This is a genomic window from Microbacterium sp. SGAir0570 (assembly GCF_005491085.2).
Classification (GTDB): domain Bacteria; phylum Actinomycetota; class Actinomycetes; order Actinomycetales; family Microbacteriaceae; genus Microbacterium; species Microbacterium arborescens.
In genome coordinates this window covers 373428-392769 of record NZ_CP027929.1, presented here as the reverse complement: position 1 = coordinate 392769, position 19342 = coordinate 373428, and the positions used below count along the sequence as shown (strand labels likewise).

The following is a 19342-nucleotide window of genomic DNA, read 5'->3' as shown; positions in this document are numbered from 1 at the left end:
CTTTCGCGTCGGTTGGGCGCAGAGTCGCGGAGGGCCGGGGTCAGCGGGCCAGCGCCTCGCGTGCGCGGAGGAGAATGGCGCGCCGCCGCGCGCCGCGGTGGGTCCTGTTCACCCGGATGACGCGCCAGCCGAGGCGAGCGAGGTCGTCGAGGCGGTCGACGTCGCGGCCGTACTGCGCGTCGTCGAGCCGGTGCTGCTGACCGTCGTACTCCAACAGCACGCGCCGCTCGACGTCGACGAGGTCGCCAAAGGCCACGAAGCGCCCGGCCTCATCGCAGATGACCGCGTTGACCTCGAAGGTGGTCATTCCGAGGTCTTCGGCGTCGAGACGCAGCTCCGTCTCCGCAACGGAGTCGGTGCGTTCCCGACAACGTTCGTACGCGAGTCGGAGCGCGCGTACGCCGCGCCGACCGGACCACCCCGCCACCGCTCCACGGAGCTGCTCGATCGACAAGACAGGATCATGCCTGCGCATGAGAGAGTCTGCCGCGATGACGAGCTCGCGTTCGCCCATGAGCTCGGCCGATTGGCACCAGGCGACGGCCGGGTGCGCGATCGGAACGGGTCCGAATCGCCACGGACTCGCCGCCGCGGCTTCGTGCCCGCGCACCCCGGCACCACGGGCACGCCCGAGCGGTCGCGGCGCCGCGACATCCACCTGCGCGCGCAGCCGCTCTGGGATCCGGCCGCCGACGAGAGCCACTGCCGTGGCATGACTGATGTGCTCGCCCGGGCGCAGTTTCGGCAGATAGGCGGTCACCAGCGCGCGCACATCCGTCACGGGCGCACGCGAGCGGATGCCGTGGAAGGGCGCGGCCAGGTCGGCCGAACGGAGTCTGCCGCGCGTCACCCCGGTCGCGCGCGCCGTCCCGACCGTGAAGGCACCCGGCAGCGCCTCGGGAAGCTCAGCAGGAGTGCGTGCCACCCGTCCAGGCTGGCGGCCCTCCGCACCCCAACCCGAGATCTCCCCAGCCCGTTCGACATCCGATCTCCGTCGCCCCGCCTGTGCAGGACCCCTGCTCACATCCCCGCCACACGCGCGAACCGACCCGAATGGTCGGTTCGCGCGTCGGATAACGCCCCTTTGCGTCGGGTCGCTACGACTGCGGGGACGCGGGCGGGTCGGAGGGGCGGCGGTAGAGCACGACCTCGGTCGCCCGGCGCACGCGCGCGCCGTGACGCAGGGTCACGACCGCGCCGGTGGCGCCGGCGGCGAAGACCCGCGCACCGGGACGCTGCTGCATCTCGTCGCGCAGTCGTTGCTCGAGGTCGCGCACCTCGCGGCGGAGCCCAGCGACCTCGTTCTCGAGCTCCAGGATGCGCGCGATGGCGGGGAGGCTGATGCCCTCCGCAGACATCCGCGCCACTTCTCGCAGCTGCCGGATGTGACGCAGCGAGTATCGACGCGATCCTCCCTGCGTGCGGCCCGGCACCACCAGGCCCAGCCGGTCGTACTGCCGGAGGGTCTGCGCGTGCATGGCCGCGAGCTCCGCCGCGGCCGCGATCGCGAAGATCGGGGCGTCCTCGTCGATGTCGTCTTCAGCCATGGTTGGTCACCTCCTGGGCGTCGAGGGTGTCGCCGTCCAGCCCGCCGCCCCCGTTCCGTGGGATCGGGGACGGCGAGCGAGCAGCGGGTAGATCAGCCGCGCGCCTTGTTCATCAGGTCGGCGCGGGGGTTCTCGCGGGGCTCGACCTCCGCGAAACGTTCGAGGGCCGCTCGGGCCTCCTCGTCGAGATGGGCGGGAACGGCGATTTGTACCTCCGCCAGAAGGTCGCCCGTGCCTTTGGACGTGCTCACGCCGCGCCCCTTGACCCGCAGGACGCGACCCGACGGGGTGCCGGGCGCGACCCGCAGCTTGACGGGGTCGCCGCCCAGCGTCGGCACCTCGATCGTGGCGCCGAGGGCCGCCTCGGTGAAGGTCACCGGCACCACGACACGGAGGTTGAGTCCGTCGCGCGTGAACACCGGATGCGGCCGGACGGTCACGCTCACGACGATGTCGCCCGGCTCTCCGCCATCGGGCGAGGGACGCCCGCGACCGCGCAGCCGGATCTTCTGCCCGTCCTTGACCCCGGCCGGGATCTTCACCTTGAACGGCTTGCCGTCCTCGCCCTGGAGCGTGACGGTGTCGCCGCGAACCGCCGTGGCGAAGTCGAGCGTCGTCCGCGCCGTGACGTCGGCGCCGCGCTGCGGGCCGCCGAAGCCCTGGAACCCTCCGGTCGAGCGGCCGAAGCCGCCCGACCCGAAGCGACTGGACCGCCCGGTCTGCTGGTTGAACATCGCGAAGATGTCGTCGAAGTCGGCGCCGCGCGCTCCGGCGCCGCCCCGCGCACCCTGGTTGAAGGCGCTGAAGACGTCCTCGAAGCCACCGGCGCCCTGGCCACCCGCGGTGAAGCGGGCGCTGCCCGACCCCATCGCCCGGATCTGGTCGTACTCGGCACGCTGCTCCTTGTCGGAGAGCACGGAGTACGCCTCGCTGATCTCCTTGAACTTCGCCTCGGCCGCGGGGTCGCCCTGCGTCGAGTCGGGGTGGTACTTGCGCGCGAGCTTGCGGTAGGTCTTCTTCAGGTCGCTGTCGGAGACGTCTTTGGAGACGCCCAGCACCTTGTAGAAGTCCTTATCGAACCAGTCCTGACTGGCCATGTCGTTGCCTCCTATTCGGCCGGCACGGCGACGACGACCTTCGCCGGACGCAGCTCGATGCTGCCGAGGCGGTAGCCGACCTCGACGACCTCGAGGATCGTCGGCTCGGCCGTGCCCGGGGTGGGCGCCTGGAAGATCGCCTCGTGCTGCTGCGGGTCGAAGGCGTCGCCGGCGGCGCCGTAGGACTCGACACCCAAGCGCGCCACGACCCCGCGGAGCTTGTCCGCGATCACAGCGAGCGGCGATCCCTCGACGAGGTCACCGTGCTTGTCGGCACGGTCGAGGTCGTCGAGCACGGGCAGCAGCCCCTTGGCGACCGACCCCTTGGCGCGCTCGATCTCGGCCTCGCGCTGGTCCTCGGTACGCCGACGGTAGTTGGCGTACTCGGCCTGCACGCGCTTGAGGTCGAGCAGCAGGTCGTGCTCCTCGGCCGGCGCCTCGGCGACGGCCGCCTCGTCGGACTGCGTCGCTCCGAGGATGTCGTCGATGGTCAGTTCGTCGTCCGCAGCCGCGGCGTCGGCGGCATCCGATGCTCCGGGGGCCTCGTGCGCGTCGGGGCCGGACGCCTGGGCGTCCGACCCCTCCTCGCCGAGGACCTCGTCATCGCCGTGCGGCTCTTCGAAGTCCTTGTCGGTCATGATTACTTCTTCTCGTCCTCGTCTTCGACGACCTCGGCGTCGACGACGTCCTCATCGGATGCCGCCGCACCGGTGTCACCGGTCGGAGCGTCGGTCGGGGCTCCCGGCGCCTGGTCTGCCTGACCCTGCGCGTAGATGGCCTCGCCGAGCTTGCCCTGCGATGCGTTGAGCTTCTCGAACGCGGTCTTCACGGCCTCGTCGTCGTCGCCAGCGAGCGCGGTCTTCAGCGCGTCGACGTCGCCCTGGACCTCGGACTTGACGTCCTCGGGGAGCTTGTCGGCGTTGTCGGCGATCAGCTTCTCGATCGAGTACGACAGGGTCTCGGCCTGGTTGCGGACCTCGGCGGCCTCGCGGCGCTTCTTGTCCTCTGCCGCGTGCTCCTCGGCCTCGCGCACCATGCGCTCGATGTCGTCCTTGGGCAGCGACGAGCCGCCCGTGATCGTCATCGACTGCTCCTTGCCGGTGCCCTTGTCCTTCGCCGAGACGTGCACGATGCCGTTCGCGTCGATGTCGAAGGTGACCTCGACCTGCGGGATGCCGCGGGGTGCCGGTGCGATGCCCGTGAGCTCGAACGTGCCGAGCGGCTTGTTGTCGCGGGTGAAGTCGCGCTCGCCCTGGAAGACCTGGATGGCGACCGACGGCTGGTTGTCGTCGGCGGTCGTGAAGGTCTCGCTGCGCTTGGTGGGGATGGCGGTGTTGCGCTCGATGAGCTTCGTCATGATGCCGCCCTTGGTCTCGATCCCGAGGCTCAGGGGGGTCACGTCGATGAGGAGGACGTCCTTGCGCTCGCCCTTGAGGACGCCGGCCTGCAGGGCGGCGCCGACGGCGACGACCTCGTCCGGGTTCACGCCCTTGTTGGGCTCCTTGCCGGCTTCCTTCTTCACGAGCTCCGACACGGCGGGCATACGGGTGGAACCACCCACGAGCACGACGTGGTCGATGTCGCCGACCTTGATGCCGGCCTCGCGGATGACGTCCTCGAACGGCTTCTTCGTGCGGTCGAGCAGGTCCTTGGTGAGGTCCTCGAACTTCGCGCGCGACAGCGTCTCGGACAACGAGACGGGGCCCGAGTCGGTGAGCGAGAGGTAAGGCAGGTTGATCGAGGTCGACTGCGAGCTCGAGAGCTCCTTCTTCGCCTGCTCAGCGGCCTCCTTGAGGCGCTGCAGCGCGATCTTGTCGCCGGAGACGTCGACGCCGGTCGTGTCCTTGAACTGCTTGATCAGGTACTCGACGATGCGCTGGTCCCAGTCGTCACCACCGAGGCGGTTGTCACCGGCGGTGGCGCGCACCTGGATGGTCGAGAAGTCGTCGTCCTTGCCCACCTCGAGCAGCGAGACGTCGAAGGTTCCACCACCGAGGTCGAAGACGAGGATGAGCTCGTCCTCCTTGCCCTTGTCGAGACCGTAGGCGAGCGCGGCGGCCGTCGGCTCGTTGATGATGCGCAGGACGTTGAGACCCGCGATCTCGCCGGCCTCCTTGGTGGCCTGGCGCTCGGCGTCGTTGAAGTACGCGGGGACGGTGATGACGGCGTCCGTCACCGTGTCGCCCAGGTACTGCTCGGCGTCGCGCTTGAGCTTCTGGAGGATACGGGCCGAGATCTCCTGCGGCGTGTACGCCTTGCCGTCGATCGACTGGGTCTTCCAGTCGGTGCCCATGTGGCGCTTGACCGAGGTCAGCGTGCGGTCGACGTTGGTGACGGCCTGCCGCTTGGCGGTCTCACCGACGAGGACCTCGCCGTCCTTGGTGAACGCGACGACCGAGGGGGTCGTACGGAGCCCTTCGGCGTTGGCGATGACCTTGGGCTCGCCGCCCTCGAGGACGGCCACGACGGAGTTCGTCGTGCCCAGGTCGATACCCACTGCACGTGCCATGAGTTGTCTCCTTACTTGCGGTTCGAATGGATCGGAAGTCTGCGGCGGCCCAACCTGAGCCGCGATGACTCAACTGTACTCGCGCCGGAAAACCCTGTCAAGAGAACTTGAGTCTGGTCGTATCAAGTTCGACGATAAGCAGCGTCAGCCGCATGACGATGGACTGAGGAAAAGCTGAGTAACCCTGAGGCGGCATCATCGGATCCTCCCAGGGGAGCGCTATATGTTGAGTCCACCCATGACAAGAAGCGTGAACCCGAACTCGCCTCTCGTCGACATCGAGCCCGCGATGGGCGGTCGCCGAGCGTTCCCGCGCGCACGGAGGCGCTCATGACTCGCAGCGCTGTCGTCATCGAGGATGACGACGACCTCCGTCACCTGCTGACCCAGACCCTCGAACAGCACGGCTTCGCCGTGCATGCCTTCCCCGACGGCCCGGCCGGCGTCGACGCGGTGCGCTTGCTGCGCCCCGACCTCACTACCGTCGACGTCAAGCTCGACGGGATCGACGGGTTCGAGGCCGTCCGCCGCATCCGGGCGTTCCACGACGGGTACGTGCTGATCATCAGCGCCGTCGACGACGAGACCGCGACGGTCGAGGGGTTCCGCAGCGGTGCCGACGACTACGTCATCAAACCCTGGCGCCCCTACGAGCTGCGCGCCCGGATCGACGCCCTGATGCGCCGCCCCCGCGCCCTCCAGCCCGGCGAGGCGGCGCCGGGGGCGTGGCTCGAAGCCGGCGGGCTGCGGCTGAGCCCCGGCTCGCGCCGCGTCGAGCTCGACGGCCGGTCGCTGGATCTCACACGCTCCGAGTTCGACGTCCTGCAGGCGCTCATGCAGCGCCCCGGCGACGTCATCGAGAAGGCGTGGATCGCGCTCATGCTGCGCCGGCAGAGCGGCGCCCACGGCGAACACGTCAGCGGACATGATCTCCACGCGGTCGAGGTCCACCTGATGAACCTGCGGCGCAAGCTCGGCGACGACGGCCGTACGGGCCGCTGGATCGAGACGGTGCGCGGCATCGGCTACCGGTTCGCGCGTCGCGACTGAAAAGCACGCTCCCCCGCCCGGCGACGGATACGCTGACCCCGTCGCGATGACGCGACGCGCCGCCGACCGGCGGCACCGAGTGTTCACGGAGAGGTCGTAGCGTGCCCGGCATGTCACCCGAGACCGACCCACCCGGCGCGGGCCGCTCCCCGCAGGCATCCGATCCCGGCGTGCCGGCGCCTCCGACGGCCGCCGACACGCAGGCACTCGGGCGCATCGCCGCCATTCGGACCCGCGACGTCGACGAGCAGCCGATCCCCCGCAAGGCCGTCGTGTCGTGGGCGCTCTGGGACTGGGCGACGCAGCCCTTCAACTCCGTCATCCTCACGTTCGTCTTCGCGTCGCTGTTCCTCGTCTCGGACTCGTTCCTCCCCGCCGACATCGCGGCGCTGCCCGACACCGACCCGGTGAAGGAGGCGGCGCTGGCCGAATTGGCGAGCGGCTACGGCGTCGCCTCGACCGCCGCCGGCATCCTGATCCTGCTGCTCGCCCCCGTGCTGGGACAGACCGCCGACCGGTCGGGGCGGAAGAAGCGATGGCTCGGGGTGTTCACCGTCGTCCTCGCGCTGCTGCAGTTCGCCCTGTTCTTCACCTTCGCCGACCCGGCCTTCTTCTGGTACGGCGCGATCGTGCTCTCTCTCGGCGCCGTCGTCTCGGAGATCGCGGGCGTCAACTACAACGCCATGCTCGTCGAGGTCTCGACCCCCCGCACGATCGGACGGGTCAGCGGTCTGGGCTGGGGCCTCGGCTACATCGGCGGCATCATCGCCCTGGCCCTCGTGGTCGCCCTCACCTTCGCCGACTGGTTCGGGATGGACACCAGCAACGGTCTCGCCTACCGGCTCATCGCCGTGGGCTGTGGCGTGTGGACGATCGTCTTCGCCATCCCGCTGATGCTGAACGTGCCCGAGCGCTCCGCACCCCACACCACGGAGAAGGTCGGCTTCTTCGCGGCGTACGCGCACCTGGTGGCCGACATCGTCCGCCTGTACCGCACGGAACGCCCGACGTTCTGGTTCCTCCTGGCGAGCGCGGTGTACCGCGACGGCCTGGCGGGCGTCTTCGCCTTCGGCGGCGTCCTGGCGGCACGCGCGTTCGGGTTCTCGGCTACGGAGGTCATGATCTTCGGCATCGCCGCGAACCTCGTCGCCGGCGCGTCCACCATCGTCGCCGGACGATTCGACGACCGGTTCGGGGCACGCGCCGTGATCGTCGCGACCCTGTCGGGCCTCATCGCCGTGGCCGTGCTGCTGTTCGTCCTGCAGGATGCCGGATCGATCGTGTTCTGGATCGCCGGACTGATCCTCTCGGGGTGCGTGGGCCCGGCGCAGGCCGCCAGCCGTTCGCTGCTGGCCCGGGTGACGCCCCCGGGGATGCAGGGTGAGATCTTCGGCCTGTACGCCACGACCGGACGCGTCGCGAGCTTCCTCTCCCCCGCGATGTGGGCGCTGTTCATCGCCTGGTTCGGCAGCATCATCTGGGGCGTCCTGGGCATCGCGGTGGTGCTGCTCCTCGGACTCGTGCTGCTGCTGTTCGTGCGGCTGCCGAAGCAGGCCGGCATCCGCTGACCGGGTTCAGGCGGGGCGGCGCATGGGCACGTGCGGGATGTCGTCCTCGGAGAACTCCGCCCCGCTGATCGCGAACCCGAACCTCCCGTACCAGTCGGCGAGGTGCTTCTGCGCATCGAGGTCGATCGCGGCACCGGGCCACCGCTCCCCGGCGCGCTCGACCGCCGCGCGCATGAGCTGCGCCGAGAGGCCACGGCCGCGCGCGTCGGCGGCGGTCGCGACTCGGCCGATACGCGCGTTCCCCGAGGCATCGCGAAGCAGCCGGAGCGTCGCCAGCACCCGCCTGTCGTCTTCGATCCAGAAGAGCTCGGTGTCGGGCTCGAGGTCGCGGCCGTCCAGCTCCGGATAGGCGGCGGCCTGCTCGACGACGAAGACGCTGACGCGCAGCCAGAGCAGGCGGTAGAGCGTCTCGGCGGGGACATCTGTCAGACGGGCGGAAGACACCGGGAGCATCCGCCCAGCGTACGACGAAGGCGCCGAGCGGTCGTGCTCGGCGCCTTCGAGAGGCGATGCGCGTCAGCCGCGCCTGCCGACGATCCACGGGAAGCGCACTCCCCGTTCGTTCGGCTCCTCGACCTCGAGCCCGTAGTGGTCGCCGATGCGCTCGATGAACTGCGCGCGCTCGGCGCGGGCGTAAGCGCGACGTTCCCGCTGGAAGGCGAGCACCGTCGACCAGCACATCAGGAGCATGACGATCGAGAACGGCAGGGCGATCAGGATCGCCGCCGTCTGCAGCGCCTGCAGGCCTCCTGCGAGCAGGAGCGCGCTCGCGAGGGCGGCGGTGATGACGACGAAGAAGGTGCGCACCCAGCGCGGCGGCTCGGGGTTTCCGCCCGTCGCGATCATGCCCATGACGAGCGCGCCCGAGTCTGCCGAGGTGATGAAGAACACGGCGATCAGGACGATGGCCCCGATCGTCAGCACGCCTCCCGCCGGCAGCCCCTCGAGCAACTGGAACAGGGCGCCCTGCAGGTTCACCGACCCGTCGGCGGCGAGCATCGACCCGGGCTGCTCGAGCTCGCGGTACAGCGCCGATCCGCCGAGGACGGCGAACCACAGGATGCCGATCAACGTGGGAACGAGCAGCACGCCCGCGACGAACTGGCGCACCGTGCGCCCCTTGCTGACGCGCGCGATGAAGATGCCGACGAAGGGCGCCCACGAGATCCACCAGCCCCAGTAGAACGACGTCCACTGCGCCTGCCAGGCCTCGCCGGCCGCCCCCTGGAGAGCGCTGACGGTGAACGAGAGACCGATGAAGTCCTGGATGTACGCGCCGATCGACTGCACCCATTCGCGCAGGAGGAACTGCGTCGGGCCGACGAAGAGCAGGAACAGCAGCAGAAGACCGGCGACGATGAGGTTGAAGTTGGAGAGCCACTTCATCCCCTTCGTCACGCCCGACAGCACCGAGAACAGCACGAAGACCGACACGATCGCGATGAGACCGATGAGCATCGCGTCATTGAGCGGCGGGAGGCCGATGAACTCGAGCCCCGATCCCATCTGCATGACGCCGAGTCCGAGCGACGTCGCGACGCCGAACAGCGTGCCGACGAGGGCGACCGCGTCGATGACGTTGCCGGCGGCGCCGCGGACACGGTTGCCGAGCAGGGGCTCGAGCGCCCAGCGGATCGAGATCGGGCGGCGGCGACGGTGGATCGCGTACGCGAGGGCGAGCCCGACGACGACGTACATCGCCCAGGCGTGCACGCCCCAGTGCAGGTAGGTCTGCGTCAGAGCGCTCTGCGCGAGCTGCTGCTCGGTGCCGGTCACACCCGGACGCGGGTCGACGAAGTGGCTGAGGGGCTCGCTCACGCCGTAGAAGACGAGGCCGATGCCCATGCCCGCGGCGAAGAGGAGCGAGAACCACGAGCCCGTCGAGAACTCGGGCTCGTCATCGTCGCGCCCGAGCTTGATGTCGCCGAAGCGACTGAAGCCCACGAAGATCGCGAAGCCGACGAAGAAAGCGGCGATGAGGACGTAGTACCAGTTGAACGAGTCGACGATCGAGGTCTGGATGGCGCCGAAGAACGACTCGGCCGTGGTGGGGAAGATGATCGCGAAGGCGCTGAACCCGACGATCACCACCGCGGCGGGCCAGAACACCCAGCGGGCGATCGTGCCCGGGGTGGACACCGCGGCTATGCGTTCTGCGGGAGAGGGCTGATTGTCGGTGCTCACCGAACCAGGGTGACAGGATACCGGCGCGACGCAAAGCGGGGACGGCCAGTTGCCCGCGGCGGCGACAGCGGCTATGCGTCAGGGGCGCGGCCAGGCGTCGGCGAGTTTGGTGAGCAGTCGGGCCAGCTCGGAGCGCTCGTCGTCGGTGAACCCGTCCAGCGCGCTGCCGAGGGCAGCGCGACGCTCACCCCGCACGCTCTGCGCGAATCGGCGCCCCTCGTCGGTGAGCGCGATGCGGGTGCGGCGGGCATCGTCGGGGTCGGCCTCCCGACGCACCAGGCCGAGGTCGACCGCCTGCTGGACGAGTCGCGAGGCACGCGGCTGGTCGACACCGATCGCCTCACCGATCTCGCTGACGGTGAGCGGATGGGATGCCGCGACGAGCACCTCGAGCATCCGCAGGCGCGCAAGCCCCGCCATCCGGCCGCGCCCCTCGGCGAACGGGCCGCCGCGATGTCCGTGCGGGCCATGCCCGGCGTGGGCGCCGAGCCCCCCGTGCGTGTGCGGCCCGCGCTCGATGCCCGGCCCGGGCCGCCGCAGTCCGCGGAGGCGACCGAGGGCATCGGCGATGGCATCGATCTGCGGGTCGTCGGCGGCCGTCATGCTTCGAGAATACATGCGACTTGACATGCACCTGAGCTACATGTCATAGTGCATGCACATGACAAATGACATACATCTCGGGTCGGACGCACCGGCCCACGAAGGGAACACCATGAACACCCACGACAACACCTCCGAGACTCCCCACCCGCGTACGCGGCCGCTGACCTTCTGGATGCGCGCCGCCGAGACGGCCCTGTCGTCCGAGATGCATCGGACTCTGTCGGCCGAAGGGCTCGACCGCCGCGACTGGGCGGTGCTCAATGTCCTGGCCGGAGAGCGCGACATCCCCGAGCTCGCCGAGCGCGTGCAGCGGGGCGGCAAGCGCGTCCGGTCGCTCGCCGCTCGCGGCTGGGCCGCCGAGCGCGACGGGGCCTGGATCATCACCGACGACGGACGGCGCGAACGCGACCGCATCCACGCGCTCGTGAGCGGCGTGCGCGACCGGGTGCGCAGCACCGTCACCGAGGAGGACTACGCCACCACCGTCGCCTCACTCGAGGCGATCGCCCGCGGGCTCGGCTGGGACGAGACCTCACCGCGCCGATTCGGCCCTCGCGGTCGACACGGCTTCGGGCACGGCTTCGGTCGCGGTCACGGCTGCGGCCCGCGCTTCGGCGAGCACCCGCACCGCGGCGACCACGCGCACCGCGGCGAGCACGCCTTCGAGCGCGGCTTCACCGCGGGCTTCGCGGCGGGACGCGACGCCGCCTGATCCGCGGCATCGCCTGCGACGGCCCCGAGGCGCGAGCCTCGGGGCCGTCGTGCATGCCGCACGCGGCGTCAGGCGCCGCGCGACCCGGCGTCGATCGTGCCGACGTCGGTGCGGTGGAAGTTCTGGAACGAGCGGGATGCCGTCGGCCCGCGCTGCCCCTGGTAGCGATTGCCGTAGGGGCCCGATCCGTAGGAGTTCTCACTCGGCGAGCTGAGCTGGAAGAAGCAGAGCTGGCCGATCTTCATGCCGGGCCAGAGCTTGATCGGCAGGGTCGCGACGTTGGCGAGCTCGAGCGTCACGTGGCCGGAGAACCCTGGGTCGATGAAGCCGGCCGTCGAGTGGGTGATGAGGCCGAGGCGGCCGAGCGACGACTTCCCCTCCAGGCGCGCGGCGACGTCGTCGCCGAGGCGCACCTGCTCGAAGGTCGATCCCAGCGCGAACTCGCCGGGGTGCAGGATGAACGGCTGGTCGGGCTCGACCTCGATCAGCCGGGTCAGCTCGGGCTGGTCCTGCGCCGGATCGATGAAGGGGTACTTGTGGTTGTCGAACAGCCGGAAGTACCGGTCGAGGCGCACATCGACACTCGAGGGCTGCACCATCGAGGCATCCCAGGGGTCGAGGCCGATGCGGCCCTGATCGATTCCGGCACGGATGTCGCGATCACTCAGCAGCACGCACACAGCCTAGAGCGCGTCGCGGTGCGACGCCGTCATCCGGCCCGTTGCCGCACCGGCGGCGCGGTCGTCTGCCGGGCGACGAGCTTCGTCGGGAGGCGCAGGTGCGTGGCCGGCGGAGTCTCACCGCGCATGAGGGCCAGCAGCATCTGGACGGCGGCCGCGCCCAGCCGCCCCATCGGCTGCCGCACCGTCGTGAGGGGGACCGGAAGCCGCGTCGCCTCGGGGATGTCGTCGAATCCGACGATCGACAGGTCGCGAGGAACCTCGAGCCCGAGCTCGGCGGCGACCTGCAGGATCGCGATGGCCGACACGTCGTTCGCCGCGAAGACCGCGGTGGGCCGGTTGGGCGTCGACAGCATCTCGATCGCGACCTCACGCACCGTCGCCTCGCGATAGCGCCCCGCACCGACGTAGGTCGCATCGAACGGGATGCCGGCGTCGGCGAGCGCCCGACGATACCCCGCGTCACGTGCGATCGACGAGCGCAGGTCGGCGCGCCCGGCGATGTAGCCGATGCGCGTGTGCCCCATGCCGATGAGGTAGGCCGTCGCCTCGCGGGCGCCTCCGTAGCTGTCGCTCTCGACGATGGGGACGTCGGCCGGACCGGTGTGCGGGTCGATCGCGACCAGCGGCACGTCGGCGCTCGCCTTGACGACGGTCGGGGTGACCATGATCGCCCCGTCGATCAGCGTTCCGCTCAGGCGGGACAGCGACCGGCGCTCCCACCCCTCTTCGTCACCGCGCGACCCCGAGTAGGCGAGCAGGTCGTAGCTCGTGTCGCGGAGCGCCTCGCCCACCCCCTTGAGGATCTCGGCGCTGAACGGTTCGAAGTCGGCGACGAGCACGCCGATCACACCGGTCGATCGCGACCGCATGCTGCTGGCGATCAGGCTCGACTCATAGCCGAGCTCCGCGACGGCCGCCATCACAGCATCCACGGTCGCCGTCGCAACCCCGTAACGGCCGTTGACAGCCTTCGACACGGTCGACACGGAGACGCCGGCACGCTCCGCGACGTCGTGGATGGTGGGTCGTCGTCGGTCCATGACCGCATGCTAGCCCGAAATGGAAACCGTTTTCGAAAACGTTTGACACCTCTTTGTTGCCCGCGCAAACTTTCGGTGTCCGACAGCACCAGCGAATGTCCGACGACACCGAGCATCGCCGCTCGGCGGTTCGAGCAGCCCAGCCCGGGCCCGGCCGCGGCGCGCTCATCGGCAGATGTCCACTCAACGAAGAGAGAAGGAATCACATGGCACGCACCATCACGGCTCGCCGCAAGGCGGCCGTCACGGCAGCCGTCCTGGCGGTGGGGGCCCTCGCCCTCACCTCCTGCAGCGGCAACGGCGACGGAGGCAGCGCTGACGGCACCGTCGAGATGACGCTCTGGCAGAACTCGACGACCGGCCCCGGCCAGCAGTTCTGGAAGGATGCCATCGCAGCATTCGAGGCGGAGAACGAGAACGTCAAGATCTCGATGCAGTCCGTGCAGAACGAGGACATGGACGGCAAGCTCCAGACCGCACTCAACGCGGGCGACCCGCCCGACATCTTCCTGCAGCGCGGTGGCGGCAAGATGGCCGCCATGGTGCAGGCCGGACAGCTCATGGACCTCACCGACCTCATCGGCGACACCGCCAAGGAAGAGATCTCCGAGGGCTCGTTCAAGGCCGAGACCTACCAGGACAAGGTATGGGCGATGCCGCTCGCGGTGCTCCCCAGCGGCTTCTGGTACAGCTCCGACCTGTTCACGCAGGCCGGAGTCACCGAGGCCCCCGCGACGATCGACGATCTCGAGACCGTGGTCGGGCAGCTCAAGGATGCCGGAATCGCCCCCATCGCCCTCGGCGCGAAGGATGCTTGGCCGGCGGCGCACTGGTTCTACAACTTCGCCCTGCGCGAGTGCAGCCCGGAGACGATCGAGGAGACCGGCGACTCGAAGGACTTCAGCGACGAGTGCTGGCTGAAGTCGGCCGAGGACCTCGCCGACTTCGCCCAGCTGCAGCCGTTCAACGAGGGCTACCTCACGACCTCGGCTCAGCAGGGCGCGGGCAGCAGCGCAGGCCTCATCGCGAACCACCAGGCGGGCATGGAGCTGATGGGCGCCTGGAACCCGGGCGTCATCGCCTCGCTCACGCCGGACGAGCAGCCTCTCCCCGACCTGGCATGGTTCCCGTTCCCCGAGCTGTCGGGCGGCGCCGGCGAGCCCGGCTCGATCATGGGCGGCGTCGACGGTTACTCCTGCTCGGCCAAGGCCCCGAAGGAGTGCGCCGACTTCCTGAACTTCCTCGCCAGCGCCGAGCAGCAGGAGGCCTACTACAAGGCCTTCAACGCTCCCCCGGTGAACTCGGTCGCGCAGGAGGCGGTCGAGGAGGAGTACCTCCAGGAGGTCCTCGCCGCGTACAACAAGGCTCCCTTCGTCTCGCAGTGGCTCGACACCGTCCTCGGACAGAACGTCGGCAACGCGCTCAACGTCGCGGTCGTCGACCTGCTGGCGGGCAAGAGCACGCCCGAGCAGATGATCCAGTCGGTCTCCGACGCAGCGAAGAAGGGCTGATCCGCATCATGTCGCTCAGCGAGACAGCCGTGGCGGGCACCGCCGACGGCGTGGATCTCGCGGCCCGGGGCGAGGGCGTCTCCACGACGCCCTCGCCCTCCCGGCGCCGCCGAGGCCTGGGCTGGTCGGGTCGCCTCGAGATCGCGGTGCTCGTCGGCCCCGCCCTGGTGATGTTCGTCGGGTTCGTCATCTTCCCCGTGGTGATGGCGGCCTACTACGGCTTCTTCCGCTGGCAGGGCTACGGGCCGCCCACCGAGTTCGTCGGCCTGCAGAACTACATCACGATCCTCACCGACCCCACCTTCGTCGAGGCCCTCAGCCACAACGCGATCATCGTCGTGGCGTCCCTCGTGCTCCAGGGTCCTGTCGCGGTCCTCCTCGCCCTGCTGCTCAACCGCCGCATGCGAGGACAGTCGCTCATCCGCGTGCTGATCTTCGTGCCCTACGTCATCGCGGAGGTCGTCGTCGGCACGGGCTTCGGACTCATGCTGCAGACCCAGGGCGCCCTCAACGGGGCCCTCGAGCAGCTCGGACTGGGCGCGCTCACGCGCGACTGGATCGCCGATCCCTCGATCGCGATCTGGACGCTCATGGCCATCCTGACCTGGAAGTACGTCGGCTTCGCCGTCATCCTCTTCCTCGCGGGCCTCCAGGGGATCCCCGACGAGCTCTACGAGGCCGCCGCCCTCGACGGCGCGGGCTACTGGCAGATGCACTGGCGGATCACCCTGCCCCTGCTCGCCCCCACCCTGCGCATCTGGGCGTTCCTGTCGATCATCGGCGCACTGCAGCTGTTCGACCTCGTCTACATCATCTGGGGTCAGTACGTCGCGTCGACCGCCGGCACCTCGACGATGGCCACCTACATGGTCGTCAACGGCCGCAACGCCGGCAGCTACGGCTTCGGAAACGCCGTCGCCGTCGTGATCTTCCTCATCTCCCTCGTCGTCGCGATCGTCTACCAGCGCTACGTGCTGCGTCGCGACACCGCGGGGGCCATCACCGAAGGGAAGCAGGAGCGATGACCGCCCTCACCTCCCCCGCCACGCGCGCGATCGTCGCGCCCGCACCGACAGGGCGTCGCGGACGCCGCACGGAGCGCCTACCCTGGGGCAGCCCCGTCGTGTACTTCGTCGCCCTCGTGGTGATCGCGCTGATGCTCGCGCCGGTGCTGTACATCATCATCGGCGGCTTCCGCAGCAACGCCCAGATCACCGTCGACCCCGCCGGGTGGCCGTCGCCGTGGAACATCGAGAACTATCTGGCGGTGCTCACCGGCTCGCAGTTCTGGCAGCAGGTGCTCAACTCCACCATCGCCGCCGGCGCGACGACGATCGGTGCCGTGCTGCTCGGGCTCATGGCCAGCTACATCCTCGCCCGGTACCGGTTCCGCGGCCGCGGGGTGCTGTACGCCGTCTTCGCCTCGGGCCTGATGTTCCCCATCACCGTCGCGATCACGCCGCTGTACATCGTCATTCGCGACCTGGGCCTGATGAACTCTCTTGCGGGCATCATCCTGCCGCAGATCGCCTTCGCGCTGCCGATGACGATCATCATCCTGGTGCCGTTCCTGCGGGCCATTCCCGACGAGATCCAGGAGGCCGCGTTCATCGACGGATGCGGGCGCCTGTCGTTCTTCTGGCGGATGGTGCTGCCCCTGTCAGTGCCCGGCGTCATCACGGTCGGCATCCTGGCCTTCATCGGCAGCTGGAACAGCTACCTGCTTCCGCTGTTCATCCTCAACAACGAGGCGACCTTCACCCTGCCGCTCGGCGTGCAGGCGTTCTCGTCGCAATACTCGGTCGACACCGCGAAGGTTCTCGCCTTCACCTCGCTGTCGATGCTTCCCGCCCTGGCGTTCTTCAGCCTGTTCGAGCGCCGCATCGTCGGTGGCCTGACCGGCGCCGTCAAGGGCTGATCCCCCGTAGAGAAAGCACGAACCGTGACCCTCACCGATATCTCCGTCTCGACGCGCGTCTCCGACCTGATCGCGCGCATGACCCTCGACGAGAAGCTGGCCCAGCTGGTCGGCTTCTGGGTCGACCAGGGCGATGAGGTCGTCGCCCCGATGGCGGGCGAGATGGCGTCGTCGACCGCCTACGCCGACGCGACCGTCCACGGACTCGGGCAGCTGACCCGCGTCTACGGCACGCGGCCCGTCGACCCGATCGAGCGGGCGGCGTGGTTGTGGAACGAGCAGCGCCGCCTGGTCCGCGAGACGCGTCTGGGCATCCCCGCGCTCGTGCACGAGGAGTGCCTGACGGGTCTGGCGGCGTGGCAGGCGGCGACCTTCCCCACTCCTCTCGCGTGGGGCGCGGCATTCGACCCCGAGCTCGTCGAGGAGATGGGGGCGCTTATCGGCGAGTCGATGCGCGAGCTCGGCGTCCATCAGGGTCTCGCCCCGGTGCTCGACGTCATCCGCGATCCCCGCTGGGGACGCGTCGACGAGTGCATCGCGGAGGATCCGTACGTGGTGGGCGTGATCGGCACCGCGTATGTGCGGGGTCTTCAGAGCACGGGGGTCCACGCGACGCTGAAGCACTTCGTCGGGTACTCGGGCTCGCAGGCGGGCCGGAACCACGCGCCGGTCCACGCGGGACCGCGCGAGATCGCCGACGTTTTCCTGCCGCCGTTCGAGATGGCCGTCCGCGACGGCGGCGTGCGCTCGGTCATGAACTCGTACGCCGAGATCGACGGGGTGCCGGTGGCGGCGACGCCCGCCTACCTCACCGACCTCCTGCGCGAGACGTGGGGCTTCGACGGCACCGTCGTGTCGGACTACTTCTCCGTCGCCTTCCTCCAGACGATGCACGCCGTCGCCCGCGACCGCGGCGAGGCCGCGCAGCTCGCCCTCGAGGCCGGCATCGACGTCGAGCTCCCGACGGGCGACGCCTACGTCGGCCCCCTCGCCGAGCGCGTTCGGGCGGGCCAGGTCGACGAGGCACTCATCGATCGCGCCGTGCGTCGCGTGCTCATCCAGAAGGAGGAGCTGGGGCTCCTCGACGAGACCTTCGAGGAGCCGCCGACGAGCATCGACCTCGACTCGCCCGCGCACCGCGCGGTCGCCCGTCGCCTCGCCGAGGAATCGGTCGTGCTCCTGACCAACGACGGCACCCTTCCCCTCGCATCGCCCCGTCGCGTCGCCGTGATCGGGCCGAACGGCGACAGCTCGGAAGCGCTCATGGGCTGCTACTCGTTCGCCAACCACGTTCTCGCCCACCACCCGGGCGTGCCGATGGGATTCGAGATCCCGACGCTCGCGGCATCCATCGTCGATGCCCTGCCCGACGCCGACGTCACCGTCGTGCGCGGCTGCGAGGCCGAGGGCGACGACCGGTCGGGCTTCGCCGAGGCGGAGGATGCCGCGCGCGCGGCCGACGTGGCGATCGTCGCCGTCGGCGACCGGGCCGGCCTGTTCGGCCGGGGCACCGTCGGCGAGGGGAACGACGCCGACTCGCTCGAGCTGCCCGGCGTGCAGCGCGAGCTCGTCGAGCGTCTCGCCGCGACGGGCACCCCGGTCGTGCTCGTCGTCCTGTCGGGCCGGCCGTACGCGATCGACTGGGCGCTCTCGGGCGAGGGGGCCGTCGCGGCGGCGCTGCAGACCTTCTTCCCCGGCGAAGAGGGGGGTGCCGCGATCGCCGCGATCCTCAGCGGCGAGGTCTCGCCCTCGGGCCACCTGCCCGTCTCGCTCCCTCGATCGTCGGGTTCGCAGCCCTACAGCTACCTGCACCCGATCCTCGGCGGACCCAACGAGATCACGAGCGCCGACAGCACCCCCGCGCTCCCCTTCGGACACGGGCTCGGCTACACGACGTTCGAGCGGACCGGTCTGTCGGTGACGGAGACGGTCTCGACCGGAGACGCGTTCACGGCGAGCGTGCGCGTGCGGAACACGGGCGAGCGCGCCGGCACCGACCTCGTGCAGCTCTACGCCCGCGACGTTCACGGAAGCGTGACGCGTCCCGTCGCGCAGCTGCTCGGGTTCGCCCGGGTGGAGCTGGATGCCGGCGCCGAGGCGACCGTCTCGTTCGACGTGCCCACCGCACGGCTGGCCTTCACTGGACGCGAGGGCGTGCGCATCATCGAGCCCGGCGAGATCGAGCTCTGGGTCGGACCGTCGTGCGCGGAACGCGAGACCGAGGCGGCGACCGAGATCGTCGGCGAGGTGTATCGCGTGACGGCACCCGACCGGCGCATCGTCGAGGTCTCGATCGAGCGGTGACCGGGGGTCGTGCGCGGCGGGCCCGAGCGATAGTGTGCGGGCCATGTACAACGACTACGCAGGGCCCGCGGCGGCCTTCGGCATCGGCTTCATCGTGCTCGGGATCGCGATCTACCTCGGGACGATCGCGCTCATCCTGTGGGTGAGCTACCTGCTGATGCGCACGGCGGTGAAGAACGGGATGCTGCTCGCGATGCGCGAGAGCGGCGGGCAGTTCCCGGGTGGGGGCGGGGCCGGTGTCGGGGGTGTCGGGGGTTATGGTGCCGGTCCGCGTCCGGCGGCGCTGCCGTACCCGCAGGCTCCGCCCGCGCCGGGAGGCCACGGTGCTCCGGGTGCTCCGGGTGGGCCAGCTGCTCCCGGCGCACCGGGCGGTCCGGCTTCCGGCGGTCCGGCTTCCGGCGGTCCGGCTTCCGGCGGTCCGGCTTCGGGCGGTCCGAGCCCTGTGGGGTAAGCTGACCGAGCACCTCCGGGTGCGTGGGGCTGTAGTTCAATGGCAGAACATCTGCTTCCCAAGCAGATAGCGCGGGTTCGATTCCCGTCAGCCCCTCCAATGCGGAAGCCGTCGGAACCGCCTCGTCCGTGCCGCGATCCAAGGGTCCGCGCCCGACACCCC

At 69.9% G+C, this 19342-nt stretch carries 18 protein-coding genes and 1 tRNA gene; 9 read left to right on the top strand and 10 right to left on the bottom strand.

Annotated elements, in window-relative coordinates; genetic code table 11:
- Window positions 1-40: 40 nt before the first annotated feature.
- The 5 genes from C1N74_RS01855 to dnaK form a co-directional block, all read right to left on the bottom strand.
- Complete coding sequence (locus C1N74_RS01855; RefSeq protein ID WP_258317974.1) at window positions 41-925, bottom strand: hypothetical protein; 885 nt, start codon at window positions 923-925, stop codon at window positions 41-43.
- A gap of 172 nt (window positions 926-1097) precedes the next feature.
- The gene (locus tag C1N74_RS01850; RefSeq protein WP_023952824.1) at window positions 1098-1547 is read right to left on the bottom strand and encodes a heat shock protein transcriptional repressor HspR; all 450 of its coding nucleotides are present in this window, start codon (window positions 1545-1547) and stop codon (window positions 1098-1100) included.
- Window positions 1548-1639: 92 nt separating this feature from the next.
- Window positions 1640-2644 (bottom strand): DnaJ C-terminal domain-containing protein, encoded by a 1005-nt coding sequence (locus C1N74_RS01845; RefSeq protein WP_064956374.1) that lies wholly within the window; start codon window positions 2642-2644, stop codon window positions 1640-1642.
- 11 nt (window positions 2645-2655) lie between these two features.
- Window positions 2656-3282 (bottom strand): nucleotide exchange factor GrpE, encoded by a 627-nt coding sequence (locus C1N74_RS01840; protein WP_137749845.1) that lies wholly within the window; start codon window positions 3280-3282, stop codon window positions 2656-2658.
- Window positions 3283-3284: 2 nt separating this feature from the next.
- On the bottom strand, window positions 3285-5153 hold the full coding sequence (dnaK, locus tag C1N74_RS01835; protein ID WP_114598120.1) for a molecular chaperone DnaK: 1869 nt from the start codon (window positions 5151-5153) through the stop codon (window positions 3285-3287).
- Window positions 5154-5483: 330 nt separating this feature from the next.
- On the opposite strand from dnaK, the gene C1N74_RS01830 reads away from it, so the two are divergent.
- The gene (locus tag C1N74_RS01830) at window positions 5484-6203 is read left to right on the top strand and encodes a response regulator transcription factor (protein WP_103841503.1); all 720 of its coding nucleotides are present in this window, start codon (window positions 5484-5486) and stop codon (window positions 6201-6203) included.
- Window positions 6204-6313: 110 nt separating this feature from the next.
- Window positions 6314-7771, top strand: coding sequence for an MFS transporter (locus C1N74_RS01825; protein ID WP_114598121.1), 1458 nt, complete (start codon window positions 6314-6316; stop codon window positions 7769-7771).
- 6 nt (window positions 7772-7777) lie between these two features.
- Here C1N74_RS01825 and C1N74_RS01820 read toward each other — a convergent pair whose 3' ends face one another.
- The 3 genes from C1N74_RS01820 to C1N74_RS16565 form a co-directional block, all read right to left on the bottom strand.
- Entirely contained in the window at window positions 7778-8224 is a 447-nt protein-coding gene (locus C1N74_RS01820) for a GNAT family N-acetyltransferase (protein WP_114598475.1), read from the bottom strand.
- Between the two features lie 63 nt (window positions 8225-8287).
- Window positions 8288-9955, bottom strand: a complete 1668-nt coding sequence (locus C1N74_RS01815) for a BCCT family transporter (protein WP_088380636.1) — start codon at window positions 9953-9955, stop codon at window positions 8288-8290.
- Between the two features lie 78 nt (window positions 9956-10033).
- Window positions 10034-10558 carry a MarR family winged helix-turn-helix transcriptional regulator gene (locus tag C1N74_RS16565; RefSeq protein WP_237049118.1) on the bottom strand — a complete coding sequence of 175 codons (525 nt, stop codon included), beginning with the start codon at window positions 10556-10558 and terminating at the stop codon, window positions 10034-10036.
- A gap of 112 nt (window positions 10559-10670) precedes the next feature.
- Here C1N74_RS16565 and C1N74_RS01805 point away from each other — a divergent pair, with 112 nt between their 5' ends.
- Entirely contained in the window at window positions 10671-11273 is a 603-nt protein-coding gene (locus C1N74_RS01805) for a MarR family winged helix-turn-helix transcriptional regulator (RefSeq protein ID WP_071918642.1), read from the top strand.
- Window positions 11274-11341: 68 nt separating this feature from the next.
- Here the strand turns inward: C1N74_RS01805 and dcd are convergent, their stop codons facing one another.
- A complete protein-coding gene (dcd, locus tag C1N74_RS01800) occupies window positions 11342-11947 on the bottom strand; it encodes a dCTP deaminase (protein WP_023952839.1) in 606 nt (201 codons plus the stop codon).
- 35 nt (window positions 11948-11982) lie between these two features.
- Entirely contained in the window at window positions 11983-12996 is a 1014-nt protein-coding gene (locus tag C1N74_RS01795) for a LacI family DNA-binding transcriptional regulator (RefSeq protein WP_023952840.1), read from the bottom strand.
- 206 nt (window positions 12997-13202) lie between these two features.
- Between C1N74_RS01795 and C1N74_RS01790 the strand changes: the two genes are divergently transcribed.
- The 6 genes from C1N74_RS01790 to C1N74_RS01765 all read left to right on the top strand — a co-directional run bounded on the left by C1N74_RS01790 (window position 13203) and on the right by C1N74_RS01765 (window position 19279).
- On the top strand, window positions 13203-14507 hold the full coding sequence (locus C1N74_RS01790) for an ABC transporter substrate-binding protein (RefSeq protein WP_052007628.1): 1305 nt from the start codon (window positions 13203-13205) through the stop codon (window positions 14505-14507).
- A gap of 8 nt (window positions 14508-14515) precedes the next feature.
- Window positions 14516-15532, top strand: a complete 1017-nt coding sequence (locus C1N74_RS01785) for a carbohydrate ABC transporter permease (protein ID WP_023952841.1) — start codon at window positions 14516-14518, stop codon at window positions 15530-15532.
- Window positions 15529-16425, top strand: a complete 897-nt coding sequence (locus C1N74_RS01780) for a carbohydrate ABC transporter permease (protein WP_023952842.1) — start codon at window positions 15529-15531, stop codon at window positions 16423-16425. The genes C1N74_RS01785 and C1N74_RS01780 overlap by 4 nt, the downstream gene beginning before the upstream one ends.
- A gap of 78 nt (window positions 16426-16503) precedes the next feature.
- Window positions 16504-18729, top strand: a complete 2226-nt coding sequence (locus tag C1N74_RS01775; RefSeq protein ID WP_137750937.1) for a beta-glucosidase — start codon at window positions 16504-16506, stop codon at window positions 18727-18729.
- Between the two features lie 43 nt (window positions 18730-18772).
- Complete coding sequence (locus tag C1N74_RS01770) at window positions 18773-19180, top strand: hypothetical protein (protein WP_137749844.1); 408 nt, start codon at window positions 18773-18775, stop codon at window positions 19178-19180.
- Window positions 19181-19205: 25 nt separating this feature from the next.
- Window positions 19206-19279, top strand: a tRNA-Gly gene (locus C1N74_RS01765).
- The last annotated feature ends 63 nt before the right edge of the window (window positions 19280-19342 follow it).